General features: G+C 36.2%; 18 protein-coding genes, 1 tRNA gene and 1 other RNA gene. All 20 read right to left on the reverse strand.

The window, feature by feature from the left end; all coding sequences use genetic code 11:
* Window positions 1-432 precede the first annotated feature (432 nt).
* The 20 genes from HMPREF0381_RS00575 to HMPREF0381_RS00670 all read right to left on the reverse strand — a co-directional run bounded on the left by HMPREF0381_RS00575 (window position 433) and on the right by HMPREF0381_RS00670 (window position 24,103).
* Window positions 433-520: transfer RNA gene (locus HMPREF0381_RS00575), tRNA-Ser, on the reverse strand.
* A gap of 618 nt (window positions 521-1,138) precedes the next feature.
* Window positions 1,139-2,860 carry a [FeFe] hydrogenase, group A gene (locus tag HMPREF0381_RS00580; protein WP_008749893.1) on the reverse strand — a complete coding sequence of 574 codons (1,722 nt, stop codon included), beginning with the start codon at window positions 2,858-2,860 and terminating at the stop codon, window positions 1,139-1,141.
* Window positions 2,854-4,686, reverse strand: a complete 1,833-nt coding sequence (locus tag HMPREF0381_RS00585; protein ID WP_034773511.1) for an NAD(P)-binding protein — start codon at window positions 4,684-4,686, stop codon at window positions 2,854-2,856. Before HMPREF0381_RS00585 ends, HMPREF0381_RS00580 begins: the two co-directional genes overlap by 7 nt.
* Window positions 4,687-4,950: 264 nt before the next feature.
* Window positions 4,951-5,556: a regulatory protein RecX gene (locus HMPREF0381_RS00590; RefSeq protein ID WP_008749895.1), complete on the reverse strand. Its 606-nt coding sequence runs from the start codon at window positions 5,554-5,556 to the stop codon at window positions 4,951-4,953.
* Window positions 5,553-6,722 carry a recombinase RecA gene (gene recA / locus HMPREF0381_RS00595; protein ID WP_040460975.1) on the reverse strand — a complete coding sequence of 390 codons (1,170 nt, stop codon included), beginning with the start codon at window positions 6,720-6,722 and terminating at the stop codon, window positions 5,553-5,555. The genes HMPREF0381_RS00590 and recA overlap by 4 nt, the downstream gene beginning before the upstream one ends.
* Window positions 6,723-6,854: 132 nt before the next feature.
* Entirely contained in the window at window positions 6,855-8,228 is a 1,374-nt protein-coding gene (locus HMPREF0381_RS00600) for a sugar transferase (RefSeq protein WP_008749897.1), read from the reverse strand.
* A 141-nt stretch (window positions 8,229-8,369) separates the two neighbouring features.
* Window positions 8,370-9,332: a tRNA dihydrouridine synthase DusB gene (gene dusB / locus HMPREF0381_RS00605; protein WP_040460976.1), complete on the reverse strand. Its 963-nt coding sequence runs from the start codon at window positions 9,330-9,332 to the stop codon at window positions 8,370-8,372.
* Entirely contained in the window at window positions 9,325-9,753 is a 429-nt protein-coding gene (locus HMPREF0381_RS00610) for a GtrA family protein (RefSeq protein WP_008749899.1), read from the reverse strand. The genes dusB and HMPREF0381_RS00610 overlap by 8 nt, the downstream gene beginning before the upstream one ends.
* Window positions 9,750-10,124 carry a DUF6145 family protein gene (locus HMPREF0381_RS00615; protein WP_008749900.1) on the reverse strand — a complete coding sequence of 125 codons (375 nt, stop codon included), beginning with the start codon at window positions 10,122-10,124 and terminating at the stop codon, window positions 9,750-9,752. The genes HMPREF0381_RS00610 and HMPREF0381_RS00615 overlap by 4 nt, the downstream gene beginning before the upstream one ends.
* A gap of 1 nt (window position 10,125) precedes the next feature.
* Window positions 10,126-11,094: a 6-phosphofructokinase gene (pfkA, locus tag HMPREF0381_RS00620; RefSeq protein WP_008749901.1), complete on the reverse strand. Its 969-nt coding sequence runs from the start codon at window positions 11,092-11,094 to the stop codon at window positions 10,126-10,128.
* Between the two features lie 241 nt (window positions 11,095-11,335).
* Window positions 11,336-11,598, reverse strand: an RNA gene (gene ffs / locus HMPREF0381_RS14395) — signal recognition particle sRNA large type.
* A 53-nt stretch (window positions 11,599-11,651) separates the two neighbouring features.
* Window positions 11,652-14,990, reverse strand: a complete 3,339-nt coding sequence (gene mfd / locus HMPREF0381_RS00630; RefSeq protein ID WP_008749903.1) for a transcription-repair coupling factor — start codon at window positions 14,988-14,990, stop codon at window positions 11,652-11,654.
* 8 nt (window positions 14,991-14,998) lie between these two features.
* Window positions 14,999-15,634 carry an aminoacyl-tRNA hydrolase gene (pth, locus tag HMPREF0381_RS00635; RefSeq protein WP_008749904.1) on the reverse strand — a complete coding sequence of 212 codons (636 nt, stop codon included), beginning with the start codon at window positions 15,632-15,634 and terminating at the stop codon, window positions 14,999-15,001.
* A 74-nt stretch (window positions 15,635-15,708) separates the two neighbouring features.
* Window positions 15,709-16,038, reverse strand: a complete 330-nt coding sequence (locus HMPREF0381_RS00640; RefSeq protein ID WP_008749905.1) for a hypothetical protein — start codon at window positions 16,036-16,038, stop codon at window positions 15,709-15,711.
* Between the two features lie 53 nt (window positions 16,039-16,091).
* Complete coding sequence (locus tag HMPREF0381_RS00645; RefSeq protein ID WP_008749906.1) at window positions 16,092-17,429, reverse strand: glycoside hydrolase family 32 protein; 1,338 nt, start codon at window positions 17,427-17,429, stop codon at window positions 16,092-16,094.
* Between the two features lie 8 nt (window positions 17,430-17,437).
* On the reverse strand, window positions 17,438-18,616 hold the full coding sequence (locus HMPREF0381_RS00650) for a toxic anion resistance protein (RefSeq protein WP_008749907.1): 1,179 nt from the start codon (window positions 18,614-18,616) through the stop codon (window positions 17,438-17,440).
* A gap of 12 nt (window positions 18,617-18,628) precedes the next feature.
* On the reverse strand, window positions 18,629-19,732 hold the full coding sequence (locus HMPREF0381_RS00655) for a 5-bromo-4-chloroindolyl phosphate hydrolysis family protein (protein WP_008749908.1): 1,104 nt from the start codon (window positions 19,730-19,732) through the stop codon (window positions 18,629-18,631).
* A 536-nt stretch (window positions 19,733-20,268) separates the two neighbouring features.
* Window positions 20,269-21,996, reverse strand: a complete 1,728-nt coding sequence (locus tag HMPREF0381_RS00660; protein WP_278244423.1) for a leucine-rich repeat domain-containing protein — start codon at window positions 21,994-21,996, stop codon at window positions 20,269-20,271.
* Window positions 21,997-22,100: 104 nt separating this feature from the next.
* Window positions 22,101-22,586: a hypothetical protein gene (locus HMPREF0381_RS00665; protein ID WP_008749910.1), complete on the reverse strand. Its 486-nt coding sequence runs from the start codon at window positions 22,584-22,586 to the stop codon at window positions 22,101-22,103.
* Window positions 22,587-22,843: 257 nt separating this feature from the next.
* Window positions 22,844-24,103 (reverse strand): WG repeat-containing protein, encoded by a 1,260-nt coding sequence (locus HMPREF0381_RS00670; protein WP_008749912.1) that lies wholly within the window; start codon window positions 24,101-24,103, stop codon window positions 22,844-22,846.
* Between the last annotated feature and the right edge of the window lie 420 nt (window positions 24,104-24,523).

Consider the following 24,523-nt stretch of genomic DNA (forward strand, 5'->3'; position numbering starts at 1 on the left):
TCGTTTTACTTATGCTAAGAACTTGTATTTTACCAAGATATGAAACAAACTTTCGCTTATTTATATCAAGTAAAAATGCATCTGAAACTTCATCATATTTATATGTAACACTATCGTCTCGCTACGCTCGACGAGGTGCGCTATTTTTCTAAATTCAAGTTTCGCTTACGCTTACGTTCATTAAGAAAAATATGCGAAATATGCAAATTTTCAGGGTTGTGTGTACTGTTTAATCTTAAATTATCAAGGTTCATTGTTACTGTTTCAAAACAGCCTATGTATTATATCAAGCTTACTTTACCTTGTCAACATCTTTTTAAATCAGTTTCAAAGTTACTTAAACTCTTTTATTTTGCTCTCTTCGAGCAACTCAGATATTTTATCATATCCGGTTTTTCTTGTCAATAACTTTTTTAAGTTCTTTACAAGAAACGGAGAAGGAGGGATTTGAACCCTCGCGCCGGTTGCCCGACCTACACCCTTAGCAGGGGCGCCTCTTCGGCCTCTTGAGTACTTCTCCTTGATTGCTCTCGCAATGCCTATGTATTATACAAGAATATCTTTAACCTTGTCAATAACTTTTTCAAATTTTTTTTAATATTTTTTAAATATAATTTTGATGCAAGGTTACAGTTTGGACAGGTAGTTCTTCTTAAATAATAATTATCAAAAATACTATCATATCTATACTTTTATCTACACTTCAGTTATCCCATTTTAAGCATCACAGAAATACAGGTTTATATGAATTATTCATCGCATAACTGCATATATGACCACAAGCCACATAATTACTGAATTTACAAAACTTTCTTGCTTTCATAAGTGAATGTAAAGAAAAACTCTTTCTTTGTGAAATCAATGTGCAAAAACAATACCGATATTAAAATAATATCTTACAATAGAGTATTTAGAATGCTTTATATCACTAAAAAAATTATTCCATACTTTTTATCTCTTCAATAAATGCACTCCTGCCATAAATCATAATACTGTCGCCATAATTTTATCATATTTATATGCAAAAATTCTAAGGAAATGCTTTTAAAACATTTCCTTAGAATAATCAAAATAATGTATACCTGCTATATACTAAGAATATTAAGCATAAAACATGCTTTACTGTAATATATCCATACTACTCATGTACATGCAAAAGCTCATGTGCCTTATGTGAAAGCGGCTTATGAAAATACTCATCATATAGTGCAATAATATCCCTATTCTCATGAGAATATCTTATCTCAGAGTTTTCATCCAAGAAGTATAGCTTTTTACCCCTGTTAAATGCAAGTTCATAGCCATCCTTTACAGGCTGACCGCCACCACCTACACATCCTCCGGGACAAGCCATAACCTCAACAAAGTCATACTTAACTTCGCCTCTTTCAATCTTATTAATAAGCTTTCTGGTATTGCCCAGTCCGCTTACAACAGCAATATTCAGTTCTATATCATCTATCTTAAACTTGGCCTCTACAGTTCCGTCATTCTCCTGGAATGATTTACTTCTAACAGGCTTAAATGCATCTGACGGCGGATTTTCCTTCTTTATTATGCTGTAAGCGGTCCTAAGTGCCGCTTCCATTACACCTCCTGTAGTACCGAATATTACTCCCGCTCCCGAATACTCACCCATAGGTCTGTCAGCCACCACATCTTTCAAACTCTTCGGATCTATATGTGATGCTCTTATCATACGAGTAAGTTCTCTTGTAGTAAGTGCAATATCTACATCATGACCTGCATACTCTCCATGGAAGAGTTCCATCTCTCTTTCACCCTTCTTAGCTACACATGGCATTATAGAGACAGACACCATATTTTCAGGATTTACACCGATCTTTTCAGCAAAATAAGACTTCATCACCGCACCAAACATCTGCTGTGGTGACTTCGCTGTAGAAAGTGACTTTGCCATCCTTGGGAACTGTGACTTTGCAAATCTCACCCAACCCGGACAACAGGAAGTAAACATAGGTCTGTCACCAATCAAACCGTTTGTGTATCTGTGTACAAACTCATTCGCCTCTTCCATAATAGTAAGGTCGGCAGAAAATGAAGTGTCAAATACATAGTCGGCACCCATTTTCTTGAGCGCATCTACGATCTTTCCGACTGTGGCATCCTTATCCTTTAGACCGAAGACCTCACCCCATGCCGTTCTGACAGCAGGTGCGATCTGAACTACTACAGTTTTTTCCGGATCGGCAACAGCATCCCAGAATTTGGATGTATCATCCCTTTCACTCAATGCACCCACAGGACAATGTGTAATACACTGACCGCACAGTGAACAATTAGCATCTTCAATTTTCTTATATCCTGTTACATTTACAGTGGTTCTGGCACCTGTTCCATGTAAATCCCATACACTAAGTGTCTGCATCTTATCACATACCTGTATACATCTCATACATTTAATGCATTTTGATGAATCTCTGATAAGCGGGAAGTTCTTATTCCATGGTTGCTTCTCCAGTTCTACAGCAAAAGGTATCTCAAGTATATTTAAATCATTTGCTACTTTTTGAAGTGAGCAGTTGCCGCTCTTTGCACAGATAACACATCTGTTGTCATGTTGTGAAAGTATAAGCTCTACAGTTTTTCTTCTGTCTCTGATTACTTTCTTACTGTTTGTAAAGATTTCCATGCCCTCTTCACAGACATTATTACAGGATGTTATAAGTTTATCCTTACCTTTCAGTTCAACAACACATACTCTACATGCCGCTATTTCATTTAATCCCTTTAAAAAGCATAACTTCGGAATCTCTATATTTATTCCGGCTGCCGCTTCCATAATTGTAGTATTTTCTTTTACGGAAACAGGTATATTATCAATAGTTAAGTTTACCATATGCTCTCCCTACCTCCTTTGAAAATACCGAAGCCGAAGTGATCGCATCTTAAGCATCTGCTCGCCTCTTGCTTTGCTTCTTTTTCTGTCATGCAATTTTCAACACCGTCAAAATCAAGAACTCTTTCACAAGCTTCTCTTTCTGTAAGTTCTACTCTACCGCAAGGAGTCTTATCCTCCAAGCTTGCTTCAGGAATTTCTACATCTACACTTATTTGATGATGATATCCTAAATACTCATCAATATTTGCAGCTACTACCTTAGCGGCACCAATCGCCTTAATAACTGTAGCCGGTCCGCTTGCACAATCTCCTCCGGCAAATACTCCCGGCATATCCTTGAACGCACCTGTAGAATCTGTAATAATCTTTCCGTTAAATACAGGGATTCCGGCCTCTTCAAAATGCTTTGTCTCTATATTCTGACCTATTGCCACTACAAGAATATCACATGGAATATACACATCCTCTTCACCGGTAGCCTTAACGCTTGCTCTGCCGTCCTTTATAGCGGAAATCATCTGAGGTCTCACATATATGCCTTTTATATTATTGTTCTCATCTACATCTATAGAAGACGGTGCCATAAGAGTTCTAAGTTCAATACCCTCCGCCACCGCAGCTTCTATCTCTGTCGGAAGCGCTGTCATGTCGGCAACTCTTCTTCTGTAAGCAATACTTACCTTCTTTGCGCCCATTCTCTTTGCAGTTCTCACCGCATCCATAGATACATTTCCGCCGCCTATTACACAGACATTCTTGCCCGTCAAATCTTTTATAATATTTTTACCGACATCACGTAAAAACTCCACAGCGGAAACGACCCCTTTAGCATCCTCATGTTCAAGTCCAAGCTTCTTATCTGTACTTGCACCGATAGTTATAAGCACTACATCATAAGCATTTCTCAGATCATTGATGGAAATATCTTCACCTATCTTCAGACCATGTTTTACCTTTACACCTGTCTTTAAAATCGCCTTGATATCATCATCAAGTCTATCCTTAGGCAATCTATAGTTCGGTATACCGTATCTTAACATACCTCCAAGTTCAGGTAACATCTCATAAACGGTAGTCTGATGTCCCATCAACTGCAAAAAGTATGCTGCACTGAGTCCACCCGGTCCACCACCAAGTATTGCAATCTTTTTACCTGTAGACGGAGCACATTTCGGCGGGTCTACTTCACCTGCAAAATCTGCCGCAACTCTCTTAAGTCCACGGATATTGATAGAATCATCCACCATATTTCTTCTACATCTTGCCTCACATGGATGTTCACATATAAATCCACAAGTTGTAGGGAACGGGTTATCCTTTCTTATAAGTCTGACAGAGTCTGCATATCTGCCTTCTTTTATAAGGGCAATATATCCGGGTATATCTACCTGAGCCGGACATAAGTTTACACAAGGCACCGGCTGATTGTATGAGCATGTGCATCTGCCATGTGCTATATGTTCAATATAGTCATCTCTATATCCGATAATACCCTTATATACCATATTGGCCGCTTCATACCCTATGGCACAATCTGCCGATTCCATAATACTTAAGGCTGTCTTTTCCATCAATTTCAGGGATGCCATGCTGCCCTTTCCATCAAGCACATTCTCAATTAACTTCTCAAGTTGCCCTAATCCAATCCTACATGGAACGCACTTGCCGCAAGTTTGAGCGTGAGCCAACTCAAGGAAAGCTCTTGACATATCTACAGGACACAGCCCGGGAGGAGATGCCTCAATTCTTCTTTCCAAGTTTTTGTATAGCTCCTCCATAACGATTCTGGCTCTGCTTGGGGAGACTATTTCTAACCTACTCATAACCTCTTACTCCTAGAATTATTTACCTAACGGTATATATATGTCATATCTTTACATATACATTATAAATTTTTATTTCATGAAATAATAACAGCTCCTATCTTTTTATAAAAATTTGATACGGACCTCTATGTGCTTATTATACACTTTTTTTACAAATTTTGTAATACTTTTCTGAAAAGTATTTTATTTAACAAGTATGTTTGTTATTTAACCACCGATTAATATTAATAATTACACAAAAAAATGACATTTCTACAACCTCTATATCTCTGTAGAAATGTCATTTATTATATCTTTAATTTCAGTATATTTATAACCCTGTCTCATTATTGATGCTATTATCTTTTGTTTCTTTTCAAACTCATCTGTCTCAAAGTAATGCTTTTTCTCTAAGAGTCTTTTAATCTTAGGCGACTCATCTATATACGCTTCTTCAAGTGCATTCTCTATGATTTCTTTATTTATACCCTTTTCCATCAATTTGTATTTTAACTTCAGCTTACTATACTTGTCTTTATATGTAGCCACATAACGTTTTGTATATCTTTCATCATCTATATATCCGAATTTCACAGCTTTTTCTATAGCCTCTTTAATAACCTCATCTGGATAAAAAGAGAGCCTCAGCTTCTTTATAATATCATTCTCCGACTTGAATGATATTTCCAATATATACAAAAGTCTGGCAAAGGCTCGCTTTTTCAAGGTAGGGTAGATAGTTGTATAATACTCTTCCTCACCTATCTCCCTACCAATCTCTATATCCAATCGTCTTATTTCACCTTTATACAAAGCAAAACATTCACCGTCGTCAAATACAATCTTGCTCTTTTTGGTATTTATAGGGATAATCTCTCTTACAATCAATCTTCTTCCTCTAATACCACTCCACCGGTATTCTCATTTTCTTCTACTATCGGAGAACCGTCAAACTCCTCATCTTCCGCTCCGTCTATCGGATCATATTCTATAAGTTTTTCACCGTTTTCAGATGCAAGCTTGAATTTTTCTCTTATCTGTGCTTCCAATTTCTGATAAATCTCAGGATTATCTAAAAGGAATTTCTTTGCATTCTCTCTACCTTGACCGATCTTATTTCCATCATAAGAATACCATGCACCGCCCTTTTCTATCACATCACATGCAACACCGAGATCAAGTATCTCTCCAGCCTTAGATATGCCAAGTCCATACATTATATCAAACTCGGCCTCTTTAAACGGAGGTGCCACCTTATTCTTGACTACTTTTATTCTGGTCTTTGTACCTGTAAGCTCTCCACCCTGCTTTATCTGCTCAACCTTTCTTACATCCAGTCTTACAGAAGCATAGAATTTCAAAGCTCTGCCACCGGTAGTAGTCTCAGGACTGCCAAACATCACTCCAATCTTATCTCTAAGTTGGTTGATAAAAATAACTATACAATTACTCTTGCTTACTATACCTGTGAGCTTTCTAAGCCCCTGACTCATAAGTCTTGCCTGTAAACCCATATGCGAGTCACCCATATCACCCTCTATCTCTCCCTTTGGTACAAGGGCGGCTACAGAGTCCACTATGATAATATCAATGGCTCCCGATCTGACCATTGTCTCTGTAATTTCAAGTGCCTGCTCGCCATTGTCCGGCTGTGATACATATAACTCATTTATATTGACACCTATTTTCTCCGCATATGCAGGGTCAAGCGCATGCTCGGCATCAATAAATGCTGCAATACCGCCTAACTTCTGTGCTTCCGCAACCATATGAAGAGCCACTGTAGTCTTACCTGATGACTCGGGGCCGTATACTTCTATTATTCTGCCCTTTGGAATACCGCCTACTCCAAGTGCTATATCAAGTCCGAGCGAGCCTGTCGGTATGGTCTCCACATTCATATGTAGATTGCCGTCTCCAAGCTTCATTACCGAACCCTTACCATATGCTTTCTCTATCTGTGTCAGAGCCGACTCAAGTGCTACCTGCCTCTCGCCCTGTTCCGTTACCTGCTTTACCTGTTGTGTTACTTTGGAATTTTTCTCCTTTTTCATAACAGCCTCCATCGAATGTATGTTCTCTTCTATTGTATACGCTTATATTATTTTTGTCAACATATTAAAAAACGGAAATCCACGCCATGTAATAGTATATTAACATAAAAAAAGCAGGATTGCACCCTGCTTTTACTTATCCTTATTATTAGCATTAATCTCGCCTTCTCCGATTCCCTCAGTAGACTCCTTCATAAATAAAACCTTCGGAGTCAAAACTATCAGGATCAAATCAAGCCATATACTGTAATTCCTTATATAATGTAAGTCTAATTTTAATTTATCATATGGAGTGGTATTGTATTTTCCATGTACCTGCGCATACCCTGTCAGACCCGCTTTCATCTTCAGTCTCATAACAAACTCCGGCAAATCTTTCATATATTCGGCAGCAATCTCAGGCCTTTCAGGTCTTGGACCGACCAGACTCATTTCACCCTTTATTATATTAAATAACTGCGGCAACTCATCAAGTCTTGTAGCCCTAAGTATCTTGCCCACTCCGGTTATTCTATCGTCCGATTCACCGGCAAGTCTGGCTACTCCGTCTTTTTCCGCATCCACTCTCATAGTCCTAAACTTATAAATTTCAAAAAGATTACCGTTTATTGTAAGTCTGGTCTGTGTATAAAAAACCGGTCCGCCGTCAGTAAAATGTATTGCCAAGCCAAACAGTACAAATAGCGGAGATGTGAGTATTATACCTGCCACACTCACTACAATATCAACAAATCTCTTTACCATCATCTGATCTGCCTGCAATCCGTCATTCTTTGAAAGAAGTATCGGTGTATCAAACAGATTCAAATTTGCGGATGTCCTTACCAAGATATCGCTTATCTTCGGTATCATATATACTCTGATACTGACATCATAGCACTTTTTTAGAATAAGATTTCTCTCATGTGAAGGCACGTCTCCTACAACAATACCCTCAAACTCCTTAGCCCTTTCCATTATCTTATCAATTCCGACATCAATACTTATGGCGTCACCGATGATATACTTATCATCTCTGGCACCTATCTTTTCCATTATGGAAAATACCGGTCTGACACCATGTACTATAAGCAGTCTTCTTGGCGGAAACAGCACACTGTATATCCACTGAAATAAAAAAGCCCAAATAAAAACTATTATCCCGTCTACAACAGTCAATAATACAAATGAAACAGGTGAATGAAACTTTTTATCTACCAAAGCCAATATAAAATATCCAATCGTATTCACTATCACTAAAGAAAGTATATGTGAATAAATTATATTTCCTCTTTTTAAATAACCTATTTTTAGACCGCCATATGTCTGCAAAAAGAAAACTAATAGTACACCGTACATCGCAGCCAACAGCCAAATTCCTCTTCTCCAGAACCTGAACTTTTCTTCTATTATTTGATTATTCAGATAAAACCTCCACATCAACCAGTAAAGTCCCACCTCAATAAACAATATGACAGCAGCCGATCCGAATTTTACAACTCTTTTATACTGTTCTTTTTTATTCATATCTCCTCCGCTTGAGATGCAAAATAGATATGTAAATTTAATTTATAGTAAAACCTGATTGCAAGGTTAAATATTACATTCACATACTCTGCTACCATTGTAACATATTTTTTATATTTTTGTATTAAAATTTACATAATATCATACTATCGACCTTAACAACTCTTCTATCTCATCATATCTTTCAACATGATTTACTCTATCCCTAAGGACTGATGAATTTTTCATACCATGTGTATACCATGCCACATGCTTTCTCATCTTTCTGACAGCCATGACTTCATCATCATATTCCATCTGTAGTCGGCAATGTCTTAAAATCATCTCTATAATTTCTTCTTTAGACGGTTTTTTTACTGTATATCCGGTTAGATATTCTCTTATCTCTCTAAAAATCCAAGGATTTCCTCTTGCCGCTCTTGCAACCATTATTCCGTCACAGCCTGTATACTCATACATCCTCTTTGCACTTTCTCCGTCCGCTACATCCCCGTTGCCTATAACAGGTATATTTACTGCGGACTTTACATCTTTTATGATATCCCAATCCGCCTTACCTAAGTAATATTGCTCTCTTGTTCTGCCATGCACTGTAACAGCACTTACACCCGCATTTTCCGCTATCTTTGCAATATCAACTGCATTGATGCTCTCACTGTCAAACCCTCTCCTTATCTTCAATGTTACCGGCTTTTTTACACTTTTTACCAATTTAGATAATATCTCTTCTACAAGTTTCGGATTTTTCATAAGTGCACAACCCTCTCCGTTATTTACTATCTTCGGTACGGGACAGCCCATATTGAAGTCAAATATATCAAAATCTCCGTCTTCTATGCTTGCCGCCATATCAGCTATTATATCAGGATCCGAACCGAAAAGTTGCAAAGATATAGGATGTTCATACTTATCCGTTTTCATAAGCGACCGGGTATTTTTATTTTTAAAATATATCGCCTTTGCACTTACCATCTCCGTCACAAGTAATGAAGCTCCCATTTCCTTGCATAAATGACGAAATGGCAAGTCGCTTACACCTGCCATCGGTCCCAAACACAATCCGCCTTCTATATTTATATTTCCGATTTTAAAGTTCTTAAGCATTTTCCTTATTCTTTCTAAAAATAAATAATTTTGAAAAAACATAGTTGAGTATGACTACAAGCACACTTGCAATAACCTTTGCAATCAGCCAATATCCCTTTAATATATCTACACCTACAATCATAATAACTGTTTCCAAAAGCCATGTGGATAACCTTGACACAACGAATGTTATCAGCTCCCTCAGTACAAGTTCTGTTTGAAAATTTTTGCTTTTAAACACCCATATTTTATTGGTTATAAAAGCAAACATAACCGACAATATCCATGCAACAGTATTACTTACAAGGTTTATCCAATGAAATTTTGTATAGCAAATATAATATGCTACAAAATTAACCAATGTTGTCAGTACGCCGAATATAAGATAGAGTAAAACATCCTCATATTTTTTTATATAAAACACTATCTTGTCAATCATTTGCTTTTACAACTCTCTCCCAAAATTACAACTTTATAAAAAAGCTCAAGCTGTATCAGCAATTCTTCCTTTTTCCTTTGATATGAACTTATCTTCAGTCCGCTCTCAATATCATCAAAGTAGAAATCACCGTCATCAACTCTCACACAAAAATTCAAAGTACCTGACTTATCAAACTCTAAGGTGAGTATTCCTCCCGCCTCTTCGGTAAAAGACACACACATTATCTTGAGTTCATTTTTTATTTCATCAGGTAACATTTTGAATTTTTCATTAAAATAATACTTCTGAACGTATGAACTTGCTCCGCAAAGAACTGTGGAATCACTCCTTGTTAAGTCAAAATCATATCCGTTTATCATTTCAGGCATATTATCTTACCAAAAGTTTGCATATTCTAAACTGGTCTTCTGATATATCCTTCTTCATTGCCAATGCTTCTTGTATATCAAAATCTACAAACTCACCGTTTTTGTAGGCTACAAGTCTGTTTGACTTTCCTGCCAACAGCAGTTCCACCGCCTTTGCACCCATTATGGAAGCGTATACTCTATCCTTACATGTAGGAGCACCTCCTCTTTGCATATATCCAAGGATTGTGGCTCTTGTCTCTATTCCGGTAGCAGCCTCTATTCTCTTTGCCATAGAGACTGAATGTCCGATTCCCTCGGCATTGATTATTATATGATGTTTCTTTCCACGCTTTCTGTTCTCAATAATCCTGTCTATAAGCGCCTGCTCATTGCCGTCATATCTTTCCGGTAACAGTACATCTTCCGCACCGTTTGCAAATCCGCACCAAAGTGCGATATATCCTGCATTCCTTCCCATTACCTCTATTATAGAACATCTCTCATGTGAAGTAGATGTATCTCTTACCTTGTCTATAGCATCCATAGCTGTATTTACCGCCGTATCGAATCCTATTGTATAGTCTGTACAAGCTATATCAAGGTCAATAGTTCCCGGAATACCTATTGTATTGATTCCAAGTGCTGAAAGCTTTCCGGCACCTTGGAATGAACCGTCACCACCTATAACCACTACGCCGTCAATACCATACTTATTACAGATTTCAGCACCTTTTTTTTGTCCTTCAGCTGTTGTGAACTCCTGACATCTTGCAGTATAAAGAATTGTACCTCCTCTGTGGATTATCTCAGACACACTGGTGCTTTCCATATCTACTATTTCTTCCTGCAAAAGGCCTGCATAACCTCTCATAATTCCTTTTACATTTATTCCATTGTGAATTGCTGTTCTAACAACCGCTCTAATAGCTGCATTCATTCCCGGTGCATCTCCACCACTTGTTAATACACCTATAGTCTTTATTGCCATATATATTTCCTCCTGTCAAAATGGACAAACTCTTATGATATACTTAGCTGTTTATTTAATACCGGTGACAAAATACTTTGCCTCTGAATATCTATATTATATATACATTATTTTATATATCTACATTATTTTATATTAATGAAAAAAATTTTTCAATAGTGTTGTCATTGAATTAACAAACACTGTAAATGCAAAGAGCATTATCAAAAAGTCTTCTTTGACTTCTTGATAATGCTCTTTTATGCACGCCTTGCTTCGAATGCCATTCACAAACGTTTCTAAAGCAGTTAGCTCTGTGGCGGCTGTCTCACGGCACATGAAAGATCCTCCTTAGTGCTGCTGCATTCCTGCCCTGACACGGTTCGAAAGTTTCCATTGCGTGGGGACCCCCACTTCAACACCACTTGCTTCAGGCTGCTAAGCAAATGAACACCCTAGGCAAGACATCACCCCTACTAAAGCGGATTGTAGGTACAGGACACCGCTATCTCCCCGGCTGTGCATTAACAAGTATACTTGCAATTATCCATATTTGTCAAATGATTTTTGAAATTCCCCTAAAACAGCTCCTCTTTCATCCTTTCAAACAGTTCCACTGCAAATTCCAGTCTATCCTCTGTAGAGATTTTTTCTCTGTCTATGTACTCCCAGTTCAGTACTTTGTCATACTTCACTGTGAGGCTTTTGCCGAAGGACTTTAGAAATGCATCTAATTTGCCCATTTTCAGTTGTTTGTTTTCCCGCATTGTCCACTTTATCTGCAACTTATTTACACTAACATCCGTGATAAACATACTGCCTGCCAATGCTTTTATCCTTGCAACATACAAAAGATTACTGACAGACTTCGGCATCTCACCGAATCTGTCTATCAACTCATCCTGCATATCGGAAAAATTCTCACCGGTCTTTACAAGTGCAATCTTTTTGTATATCTCAAGTTTAGTCTCTTCATTGTCAATATAATCACTTGGAATGTATGCACTGCTGTCAATCTCCACACTTGCCTCTATTTCCTCTTCTACAGGCCTGCCGGTCTTTAAGGCGGTAACGGCGGTATTTAGAAGTTTCACATATAAATCATATCCGACCTCTTCCATATGTCCATGCTGAGTCACACCTAACACATTGCCTGCACCTCTTATCTCAAGGTCCCTCATAGCTATCTTTATTCCCGAACCAAGCTCAGTAAACTCTCTGATTGCCTTAAGTCTTTTTGATGCCTCCTCGGATAAAAGCTTATTTCCGGTATACATAAGAAAAGCATAGGCACTTCTTTTACTTCTTCCTACCCTGCCTCTTAGCTGATAAAGCTGTGAAAGTCCCAGTCTGTCCGCATCATGCACTATTATGGTATTGGCATTCGGCACATCAAGTCCGGTTTCCACTATGGTGGTAGTGACCAATACATCCACATCTCCATTTATAAAATCCACCATTCTTGCTTCAAGTTGTCTTTCATCCATTCTGCCATGTACATACTCAACATTAATATCCGGTAATAATGTCCTTACATGTGCCGCCACTTCCTCAATATTATTGATTCTGTTATAAAGGTAATATACCTGACCGCCTCTTGCCACCTCTCTTCTTATAGCCTCTTTTACAGTTTCATCATGGTATTCCATAACATAGGTCTGAATAGGCTTTCTGTCTACAGGAGGCTCTTCCAAAACTGATAAATCTCTGATACCCGAAAGTGACATATGTAAAGTCCTTGGTATAGGTGTAGCCGTCAGTGTAAGCACATTTACATTTTCACAAAGTTGCTTCAGCTTCTCCTTATGTCTTACTCCAAATCTTTGTTCCTCATCCACTATCACAAGACCGAGCTTCTTTGGTACCACATCCTTTGATAAGAGTCTGTGAGTACCTATCACTATATCCAAAAGCCCCTTGTTAAGATCACCTACAATTTTGGTCTGTTCCTTTTTAGTATTAAATCTTGATAAAAGTGCAACATTTACCGGAAAATCCTTCATTCTCTGTATGAAAGTATTGTAATGTTGCCTTGCCAAAATAGTGGTCGGCACCAGGTATAATACCTGATATCCTTCCTGTATAACCTTAAAGGCAGTCCTAAGAGCAATCTCGGTCTTACCGTAACCCACATCACCACATACAAGTCTGTCCATTATTTTACCGGTCTCAAGGTCTCTCTTGGCATCTTCTATAGCCTTTAGCTGATCATAAGTTTCCTCATACTCAAACATCTCTTCAAACTCTCTTTGCCAAAGAGTGTCCTCACCGTATACCACACCCTTACCGTTGAGTCTGTTTGCATACAGACTTACAAGTTCCTTTGCCATTTCCTCGACCTCGGTCTTTACCCTGCTTTTAGTCTTAGACCACTCGACACCGCCAAGTTTATTTAGTTTAGGTTTCTTTATTTCGGCACCGGCATATTTTTGGATTCTGTTAAGCTTCGACACCGGCACAAAGCAGTTGTCACCGCCCTGATACTCTATCTTTACATAGTCTTTTATAATGCCGTCTCTTTCTATCTTTTCAATACCTCGATAGATTCCAAGCCCATGATCCTCATGCACTATATAGTCACCGACATACAGCTCACTTAAAGAAGTTACTCTGTCTCCCTCATATTCTTTTTCTCGTCTTTTTTTCTTCTTCTTATCCTTAAAAATATCACTTTCTGAAATTACGGCAAAGTTCAGTGCAGGATACTCAAATCCCGAGTGTATATTCCCGACAAATATCGCTATCTGTCCCGGAACAATGCTCACATCACTATCTTCTTCAGAAAAAAAAGCATCCAAAGAATAGTCATTTATGAAGCTGTCACAAAGCCTTTTTGCTCTGGTCTTTGATGCGCAAATCAATGCCACCTTGGTTTTGTCAGACCTATACTTTTGTAAATCCTCCACAAGGTTTGTAAAGTCCTCATGATATACCCCGCTCATTCTTGAAAAAATAGAGTAAACAGACTTTATTTCAAGTTCTTTTATCCTGTTGTCAAGCCCTGTAAGTGCAATACTTGGAGACTTATTCAGAGAGTAAAATACCTCCTCGGCACCAAATATATCCGGTATATCTTCTTTATTGTACTGGCCGGATTCTATTCTACCTGCCGCACTTTGATTATACTCTCCTCCAGTCCTTTTTGCCTTGTCCATTGTTCTTGCCGGCTCATCAATATATATCAAAGTCTTATTATAATCAAAATATCTGAGAAAAGACTCCTCACCTCCTATCTCTCTTTCCTTTGCCGGATATATACTCACATGCTCAAGCTCTTCTATTGACCTCTGACTTGCAGGATCAAAGCTCTTCATTGCATCTATCTCATCATCCCACAATTCTATTCTTACAGGGTTTTCCTCAGTAAGCGGAAAGATATCCACTATTCCGCCTCTTATCGAAAACTGTCCGGGATTGTCGGTTTCAAAACTTCTCTCATATCCGATATCAGTCAACCTTTTTGATATTTCATCTAAATCAACAGTATCTTCTTTTTTTATCTCAATTGTCGCCCTGCAAAACTTTTGATAGTCCTCAAGCTTATCCATAAGTGCATCCACAGTTGTGACTACCACACCGCTTTTATCTTCTCTTAGATGCTTCCATACTTCAACTCTTTTTGCTGTTATCTGCAAAGATCTTATATCCGCATTAAAAAACAGCAAGTCTTTAGCAGGATAGAGGTAAACATCGTCCAAAAAGCAGCCTATATCTTCATATAGCCTGCTTGCATTGTCCTCATCATATGTTATTACCAGTTTCCAAGGTCTATCTTCTTTCATTAACTCTGAAATCAAATGTGCCTTTCCCGGTTCCGACATATCGGTAACATGTAACGGGAACTTTTCTTTTTTTATACTTTCTTCTAAAGACTCAAAATCTGCCAGTTTCTTTAAGGGATTTTCAAATAAACTCATATACTTCCTTACTTAGTCTTTTTGACATTATATCTGTTCATTGCCATATCATATTCACCTGCCACCAGAAGCCTTATAGCCTCTATTGCATCTGATGCCGCCTCGTCAAGTAACTTTTTATCTTCATCATTAAAATGTCCAAGCACATGGTCTGCCAGATCCATCTTCGTCGGCTTTTCACCCACCCCTACCTTAATTCTTGGAAAATCGGATGTACCCATATGTGCAATCAAAGACTTTATCCCATTGTGACCTCCTGCACTTCCCTTTAGCCTTATACGCAAATTCCCGGGTTCAAGATTTATATCATCATATATAACTATCACATCTGATGCATCAATCTTAAAATAATCCATAAAAGCACGCACAGATTCACCGCTGTTATTCATATAGGTCAGCGGCTCTAAGATTATCGCTTTTTCATTCCCGATTCTTACCCTTGTAAAAACCCCCTTATATTTTCTTTCCGATATATCTTCTCCAAGCTCATAAGCCAGCTTTTCCACAACATAAAAGCCGGCATTATGTCTGGTATTTACATACTCTCTTCCCGGATTCCCCAAACCAACTATTAACTTCATTTTACTTTCTTTTCTATCTTTATTAAAATCAAATATATTTTTTAATCTGTCAAATAATATCATTAACAAATCACTTTTCCTATAAATGCGGTGGAAATGCCTGTTAAAGCATTTCCACATTAAGTCCCTTTTTAATTTTACCTTCTATCTACAAGTATTGCATCTTCCTCAGAAAAATAATCATCTAATGAACTGCTTAAGCCTGAGGCTTTCCATGCCTGCTCAAATGATATCTCAGGAAGATTGCTAAGATATACAAAAGTACTGTTTTTGGCGGCATTAGGCATTCTTCCGCTTATTTCAAACCTGTATTTATAAATATGCTCTTCACAGCTATATGTTCCGTCATTTAATTCAGAATAAGTTTTCAGGTTGCCTTCCTCTACCTTGTTTTCTTCTTTCTTTGCACAGCCTGCCATATTTAATAATAAAATCAAACCAAGTAAAAATATAATAAATCTTTTCATTATATTCCTCCTCCATTGACATTCATCAATATACAATCTGTGTAATACAAGTATTATATATCCAAACTATAAAGTTTTCCCCTGATATTACCTGATACTTTTATATCACTGTAATTTGACGGATACATTCTGGCAGACATTACATACTTTCCGTCATTTACAAAGATCTCCAAAGAAGATGAATCAATCATAATCCTTAAACTCTCCAAACTTTTAATCTTTAAATATCTCTTATCTCTGCCATATCCGTTTGCAATGAACGAAAGTTCCAAATCTCCTCTGTCCGTATCAAAATCAAGTTTAACGGTATCAAAGATTTCTATTTTCAGATTTTCTCCAAAATTTGATATTTCCAGCTCAAAAGCCTTTTTATCATCCTCATTTTTATAAATTACTTTTTCTTCAGCATATTCAAAAACAGGCTTTCTGATTGATTCAAGCTCTTTTACAGGCTTCATATATAAAGTATTATCTTTAAAATCAAGCTCTCTGAATACGCTCATACAATGTTGATATCCATATTCTAAAGTAGGATTTGTATAATCCGCATCAGGCATGCCCATCCATCCAAGGAGCAGTCTTCTTCCATCATGCATAAAGGTCTGAGGTGCATAGAAATCAAAACCGAAATCTACTTCTTTGTACTCGCTTATATAACCGTTGGTTCTAAAATCCCCCTCGATTATAAAGTATACACAGGAATGAATATTTTGAAACTCGTACTTGCCGCCCTGTACTCCCTGCGGACATGCCATAAGAATCCACTGACCGTTTATTTCAAAAAGGTCGGGGCATTCCCACATATAGCCAAATCTTGCCATAGTCTCAAAAGTTCTGATGTACTTCCAATTCTCCAAATCCTCAGATTCAAAAATAAGAACCTCTCCCTTATCCTCCATGGTTCTTGCACCGAGTGCCATATAGTATTTGTTTTCATATTCAAATACCTTAGGGTCTCTTACATGAAGAGTAAGTCCCTTAGGATAATCTTTATTGTACATTACTACATTTCTTGAGTCTATATGCTCACCGTCTTTACTCACTACATGAACTGTATTGCTTTCTCTGCCTGTATTTATATAGTCAAAGTCTCCTTTATGTTTTACATTACCTGTATAAAAAATATGCATAATATCTTCTTTTACCAATGTACAGCCTGAGTACACCCCGCTTTTATCAAAATCCTTATCAGGTGATAAAAATATCGGTGCCTCCTCCCAGAAAAGCAAATCCTTTGACCTAAGATGTGCCCAATATTTATTTCCACCCTCAGGTTCATAGGCATACTGATAAAAAACATGATAATAACCTTTAAAAAAACAAAGCCCGTTAGGGTCATTTAACCATCCTTTTTTCGGTTCAATATGATATTTTTGTCTCCATGTATTCATTTTTATTCCTATCTGTTGCTATTTGCCTGTTTGTTACTGATTTCAAGAAGCTTTGCCCTCATCTCATTTTCTATGTTCTTTAACTCTTCCTCAGCTTCTTTTCTCTTTTGTCTGCCCTCATCCTGTATCTTGATTACTTCATCAAATGTAGATATCAGGATCTTGTTTGTATTCTTTAGAGTTTCTATATCTATTATACCGCGTTCAGACTCTTTTGCAGTCTCTATGGTAGCAGTCTTTAGGGCATCCGCATTTCTCTTTAAAAGCTCATTTGTCATATCTGAAACTGCCTTCTGCGCCTTGGCCGCATCCAAAGAATGCTTCAGTCCTATAGCAATCACCATCTGATTTTTCCAAAGCGGAATGGTATTCATAATAGTTGACTGTATCTTGTCCGACATCATAGAATCATTATTTTGGATAAGTCTTATCTGCGGTGCCATCTGAAGCGAAACCGTCTTTGTAAGTTCAAGGTCATATATCTTTTTTTCAAAACGATTTATCATCTGTGAAAAGTCCTTTGCCTTCTGTATATCCTCAGGAAGTCCGCTCTCATTTGCCTTTTTTATAAGTCCAGGCAACTCCACATTATTGGCTCTGTCAAGTCTTTTCTTTCCGGCAAGGATGTACATAGACAGTTCCTTATAGTAGTTCATGTTCAGTTCATACATCTTATCAAGCATCAACACATCCTTCATAAGTGTTACCTGATGGTCCTCAAGTGCCTTTGCTATATTGTTGACATTTGTCTCTACCTTATCATACCTTGCTTTCATATTCGCCAGCCTATTGCCGGTTTTCTTAAAGAATCCAAAAAGTCCCTTTTCATCACCCTCATTTTCAAGTGAACGAATCTCACCCACTACTCCGGCAAGCATATTTCCTATCTCACCAAGATCCTTTGTCCTTACTCTTTCAAGTGCATTTTCTGAAAAATCCGCAATCTTTTTTTGACTTCCTACACCATATGAAAGTATGGCCTGTGAGTTTGATATGTCTATCTTGGAAGCAAACTCGTCTACCATTTTTTCTTCCTCAGGTGAAAGCTTTATCTGTGGTTCCTCATCTCTTTTTTCTTCTACAGCTTCAAGCTTTACTTCAGGCATACCAAAACTCAAGCTCGGTGTTTCTTTTAGCATATTATCAAGTGAATTCATATCATCTTTTCTCAAATCATTCTCATTCATAGTCTCACCTCATTATTTCATTTCGTCTATAAGCCCCTCCTTAGCCAGCATTGTCTTAAGCAGTGCGGCATCAGTATCGGCATCAAATACAGTATCTTTAAAAAGTCTGTTTTGGAATTCCATACAAGCTTCATTTATAGAGTCAACAGTCAATTCAATCTCTCTCTTAGTGTTTATTATATCATCACCGGGTGAAATAACATTATCAAAATCGGAATAAGTCTTTATAAGCTTTACAGTAGTAGGTAAATAGTATCTCATCAACTTGTCAAGTTTCTTCAGCTCCTTCGGTTCTTTTTCTACTCTGTCAAATATTGCAGCAAGCACCGTTTCAAGTTTGTCAAGCTTAGATGACATAGGCTCAAGCTTAATCCCAAGGTGCATCTCCTTAATAGACAGTACATACTGTCTGCCCTCAGGTATAATACCTCCGTCCGGTATATTTTTCTTATCTTCTATTAACTTCTGATTTTTCTTCTGTTCTTCAAGCTCCAAATATTCCCTATATATGTCATTGCTTAGCATAAAGCATTGACCGCTTGCATCCAAATGTCCTTGCGGAAAATTCCCTCTTTCAATCAGCTTTCGTAAATTCTTCTCTACCAATTCTTTATTTTCATTTGCAAGCATTGCAATATCTTCTACATTCATGTATAGCTTATCATTCATTATTCTATAATACTTTTCCGCCTCATCTATCAGCTTAAGCCTGAAAAGAGCCGGGACTGCCAACACTGCACCTACTGAAAAAAAAGGTATCAAAGCACACATTGTGGCAAACCACGCTCCAAGCGAACCCGGAAATACTGTCAAAGTCACGACAAGTATCGGAATAGCAAATAATATCATTATCGGTATACCGAAGAAAACTCTTATAAGCGAATCCGACCTGTTCGTTTTTAAGTATACCCTAGGTTTTTCTTTTATTCTATTTGGAACTATGATCTTATTTGGAACAACAATTTTAGTTTTATTGTACTGTATCGGATTTCCAACTCGCTTTAATATATCTATAGCTTTATTTGAAAACTCCTTAGCCTGATTAGCGGCTTTATTCTCATCAAAAATATTCACTACATTATCTCTAATATTATTCCATTCTTTATTATCCTGCATACCCTTTCTCCTAATTTTAGTCTCCCCTTATTATCCCACATCTTTATATAGTTATCAATTAAGAATGTTATAATTTATACTCTGTTAACTGTGTATTTTCAAAAAATTATACAACTTATTAATCAGACTTATTCATTGTACAGTTTTATATTTGAATAAAAGAAAACCACATAATACTGAGTTTGCAGAAATTTCTTATATAGTGCCTTTGATAATGCCTTTGATATTCAGTATCATCACTTCTAAGCAGTCATTACAGCATTCCAAAGTCCGTTTAACAATTAATATCTAAAAGTCGCTATACTCAAATAATCTAAACAAATCACTATTTATAAAATCACTTTGCTTAATGCCGATATTCTCTACAAGACATTTAATGCCGCCTATCCACATATAATCTTCTTTCTTATATAGATATAGTTCTACATATTTTACTATTTTTTCTCTACCTGTTTTTTTTAACTCAATTATTGCCTGTCCAAAGTATTATTACTTGCAATAAGCATATATTTATGCAAAAGTACAAATTTGCAAATCTACTCTATTACTGTAACTTTCACATCTTCATCTAATTTAATTTTATCCGCCATATTTTTACTGACGATAATCTCCTTTAAATTATAAGAGCCTAAAAATATTACAAATTCCGCTCTTTTTATATCCCCCGTAATATAAACCTTTTCCAGATTTTTACAATATGAAAAGCAACGCTTACCTATATACACCACCCCCTCCGGAATATGTATTTCTTTTAAATTATCGCAATGCTCAAAAGCGGAATCTCCGATTATTTTCAGTTCTTTTGGAAAATCTATACTGCTTATTTGTGACTCACTGAATGCACGATTTGCTATGCTTACAGTACCGTCCTTTATAATAACCTCTTCCCTTTTTTTATCTACGCTCTCTATAAGATGATTGAGTACATACTTGCAGCCAAACTCATCCTCTTTGATATTATTATAAAAGCCTGTGCCATAAAATGAATTTCCAATATAGCTTGGACTGCCTTCAAAATTTACATTCTCTAAACTCTTACAAAACTCGAAAGCACCGGCATATATTTTGTCAACCTTTGCAGGTATCAGCACACTTTTTAATAAACTGCATTCTTTAAATGCATCCTCTCCTATATATTCAAGTTCCTTAGGCAATTCTATTTTTTTAAGCTTCTCGCATTTTTCAAAAGTGCTGTTATTTATATAGGTAATCAAGTCGGGAATTGATATATCAGTTAAACTTTTACAATTAGAAAATACCGCCTCACCGATATATTCCACACTCTCCGGTATTTTTATATTTTCAAGCTGTATACAATTTTTAAAAGTTGAATCCTCTATGCGTTTTACACCCTCGGGTAAAGTAATCTCCTTTAATCTGTTGGAATCACAAAATGCAGAAGCGGCAATCAATGTGATATTTGAAGGGATTACAATATTCTCTTCACTATCTATTGACTTTAATAAAATATTTTTATAACATTTCAGCCCGTTAGAATCTGTGGACAAATTTTTAATCCATTCAGTATCTTTGAAACAATCTGTCCCGATAAAACCGATATTACCCGGTATATTGACTTTGGCAAGAGCAGTGCAACCGTCAAAAGCATGATCTCCGATACTTTTCATACCGTCTGCCAAATGTATTGATGAAAGGCTTGTACATTTATAAAATGTTGCTTCTTTTATTTGCTCTATTCCCTTAGGTAAAATCACATTTTTTAAGCTGCTGCAACCTGAAAAAGCTGATTCATCTATATTCACCAAAGTAGACGGTAATTCTATAAACTCAAGGCTTCGACATCCTAAAAATGCACCGGCTCCAATATCGGTAATATATTCCGACAAATCTATCCTACAAAGACTTGTACATTCATAAAATGTGTATTCTTTTATCTCTGTAAGTTTTTGATTTAATGCAACCTCTTTCAAACTTCTGCAACCGTTAAATGCACCGACTCCAAGATAGTTTAAATTCTTTGGAAGTTTTATTGTTTTAAGGTCTGTACATCCGCTAAAAACAGCATCTCCCAAACTTTCCAAGGTATCAGGCAAAATCAACTCTTTTAAATTTTTACAATCTTTAAATGCTTCCGTATGTATTATCTTTACACTCTCGGGAATATCTACCTTCTCTATAAAATCGCATCCCAAAAAGGCTGATTCCATAATCTCCGTAGTCCCTTCAGGTATATTTATTGTTACTCTTTTTTGTAACTTTTCTATAATTCCTGCATCATACCCTATGACTTTATTCTCTTCCACTATTATACTTCCACGCCGGTGAAAGACTTTAACAGTGATAATAATTGCTATACTAAAAATGATTATTAAACAAATTTTATGATTTATTTTCATATACAAATCCTTTATTCAAGAACTTCTATCTCTATAGGAGGCCCCGATCTTGTGCGATCTCCCTTTCCGCTATGTTTTGCTATAGCATAAAATCTCAGATATTTCTTTTCATTTGCTTCAAGTGTAATTTCATTGCCCGGAGTATAGTCTGTACCCTCCATATATTCGTCTTCTATATAAGTTTTTAATATAATAAAATCACTTTTAATATAATTATATTCCTTATACTCGCTTGAATCTGTTTTTATAATAATTCTATGCGCTTTATTATCATTATTTATAATACTTGCACCAAACTGAGCCGCCACCATTTCTAATTTATCATCATAGTACATAAACCCGCTCGGGCTTTCTATCCTTGTAACCGGCCTGTCATTATCTCCTATAAATGCCACTTTAGGCCTTGATACTATCTTTATTATATTGAATAAAGTAAATGTAATTGTCACTACTATGACGGCAAAAATAAAACTTTTATTGTTTTTTCGTATTTTCATTCCTCACCTATCCTAACAGTATCTTATTCTTGCTTTCCCATGTTTTGTAACACATAATCCGGTTTATAGTCTTTCCTTCCGACAATAAATATCCAGGTCTTTCTTTACATGTATTTTGATAACTTCTAAAATCAAGTACAATTAAAGGCATAAATATAGCACTAACTATTACAACCCAATCTAAAAAAATACTAAATCCACTTTATCATCCAATCAATTCCTAAGAAATATAATCGTGGAAAGTTCGGCAATGTATTTCATTTTATTCTAACTATACCGTAGTTCATATCTGTTCCATTCTTTATGTCTGCAACTATCATATATTCCCCATATATACTTTCTATATAATCGAATACCGGTTTTAATACTTCATCCCCTTTCAAATTTAAAAGACCGTATTTTTTAATCTTCATTCTTGAGTCGGAATAAATGTATCCAATCATTGCTGAATGTTCTTTATAATACTCTGCATTTGAAATGAAGAATAAAGAATCACCACTAAAAATATTTTCTCCATTCTTTCCTATAACAGATACCAGATCTTTTGTTACAAAGGCTCTACCATCATGAAAATCACCTATAAATAAAGGAATCCCACCTAAAGCACTATATGAATAAAAAGGAATCACAACATCTCCCTTAGCATCTATATATGCCCATGCCATACAACCGTCTTCAAAATAATTATTAATTGCAACCGCTGCAAGCCCTTCACTGAAGTTATGTGCTTCATCATATTTGCAACTGATTACTTCTTTACCGTTTTTATCTATATACCCCCATTTATTCTGTCTTTTTACAGCGGCAAGTCCTTCATATAAATCCCTGACTTCATCATAAAAAGTATTTGTTACTACAATCCCTTCCTTGTTTATAAAGGTCCATTTATCCCCCTGCTTAACAGCTGCCAAATCCTCGCTGAAATTTCCAGCTTCATCATATTGGAAATCTATTGCCACATTTCCTGCTGTATCTATAAATCCCCACTTTTTATCTTTGTCCATGACAGCAGCATAATTTTCATAAAATGAATGTTCATCATAAAACTTAAAATCAACAGCCTGATTAAAGTTTTCATCTATAAATCCCCACAAGCCGTTAAGCCTGACTGCTGAAAAGCCGTCTTTAAGGTAATATATACTTTCATAAGTTTTATCCGATAACTTATTACCTGCTTTATCAACATGGAAAAATGAAGAATTTTTATTGGCAATAAAAACATTTTCCCTATCAAATTCAATATCATCAAAAAGCGGATATTCATAAATATCTTTGGTGCTTGCGTCAATAATACAAACCTTTTTATCATTTTTATAAAATTTAAATAAATCCCCATCCAAAAAAGCTATGTTCTTATATAAACCCGGCTTGATTATCCACTCCCATTGTGTATCGGCTTTAATAAACAAATTCGATATCACAATACCGGAAAATATTAAAAGTAAAATAAATATTAAAATGGCTGTCTTTTTTCTGTTACATAAATATTTTTGCTTATATTCTGTCATTATAATCATATTTACCTCCTTCTATAATCTCTTACTTTTAAAGTAATAATTTGTCTGCCATTTAATCTATATATCTCACTTTCTTATCGCTGATATACCAAAATTTATCTGCAACTTCCTTTTATAAATGCAAACTCATCTATTTTTTCACCCCTGAAGGTATAATTATCTTATTTTTTCGGCATCAGATCCTCCTCAAAAACACTTTATGTACAAGTTATTCGTTACACTTAAAAAGCTACAAACTCTAAGATCTCATCACATATCGGGTAAAAGGAACATAAACAGCAACGAATAATTTATATTGTTTATCTCTATTAAAACCATTTTCATCCGCTAATAATGTTTATTTTTGCTAAAAATACTTATTAATAAAACTAAAACAACAAATATACTTATTGTATTTGTATATTTTTATACTCTTTATTA

It is taken from the genome of Lachnoanaerobaculum saburreum DSM 3986 (assembly GCF_000185385.1).
Classification (GTDB): Bacteria; Bacillota; Clostridia; order Lachnospirales; family Lachnospiraceae; genus Lachnoanaerobaculum; species Lachnoanaerobaculum saburreum.

Bases quoted from the DNA above. Each gene is read 5' to 3' on its own strand.
- HMPREF0381_RS00580 (WP_008749893.1), bottom strand. From the start codon at position 2,860: ATGGTAAACTTAACTATTGATAATATACCTGTTTCCGTAAAAGAAAAT.
- HMPREF0381_RS00585 (WP_034773511.1), bottom strand. From the start codon at position 4,686: ATGAGTAGGTTAGAAATAGTCTCCCCAAGCAGAGCCAGAATCGTTATG.
- recA (WP_040460975.1), bottom strand. From the start codon at position 6,722: ATGAAAAAGGAGAAAAATTCCAAAGTAACACAACAGGTAAAGCAGGTA.
- HMPREF0381_RS00600 (WP_008749897.1), bottom strand. From the start codon at position 8,228: ATGAATAAAAAAGAACAGTATAAAAGAGTTGTAAAATTCGGATCGGCT.
- dusB (WP_040460976.1), bottom strand. From the start codon at position 9,332: ATGCTTAAGAACTTTAAAATCGGAAATATAAATATAGAAGGCGGATTG.
- HMPREF0381_RS00610 (WP_008749899.1), bottom strand. From the start codon at position 9,753: ATGATTGACAAGATAGTGTTTTATATAAAAAAATATGAGGATGTTTTA.
- HMPREF0381_RS00615 (WP_008749900.1), bottom strand. From the start codon at position 10,124: ATGCCTGAAATGATAAACGGATATGATTTTGACTTAACAAGGAGTGAT.
- pfkA (WP_008749901.1), bottom strand. From the start codon at position 11,094: ATGGCAATAAAGACTATAGGTGTATTAACAAGTGGTGGAGATGCACCG.
- mfd (WP_008749903.1), bottom strand. From the start codon at position 14,990: ATGAGTTTATTTGAAAATCCCTTAAAGAAACTGGCAGATTTTGAGTCT.
- pth (WP_008749904.1), bottom strand. From the start codon at position 15,634: ATGATATTATTTGACAGATTAAAAAATATATTTGATTTTAATAAAGAT.
- HMPREF0381_RS00640 (WP_008749905.1), bottom strand. From the start codon at position 16,038: ATGAAAAGATTTATTATATTTTTACTTGGTTTGATTTTATTATTAAAT.
- HMPREF0381_RS00645 (WP_008749906.1), bottom strand. From the start codon at position 17,429: ATGAATACATGGAGACAAAAATATCATATTGAACCGAAAAAAGGATGG.
- HMPREF0381_RS00650 (WP_008749907.1), bottom strand. From the start codon at position 18,616: ATGAATGAGAATGATTTGAGAAAAGATGATATGAATTCACTTGATAAT.
- HMPREF0381_RS00655 (WP_008749908.1), bottom strand. From the start codon at position 19,732: ATGCAGGATAATAAAGAATGGAATAATATTAGAGATAATGTAGTGAAT.
- HMPREF0381_RS00665 (WP_008749910.1), bottom strand. From the start codon at position 22,586: ATGAAAATACGAAAAAACAATAAAAGTTTTATTTTTGCCGTCATAGTA.
- HMPREF0381_RS00670 (WP_008749912.1), bottom strand. From the start codon at position 24,103: ATGATTATAATGACAGAATATAAGCAAAAATATTTATGTAACAGAAAA.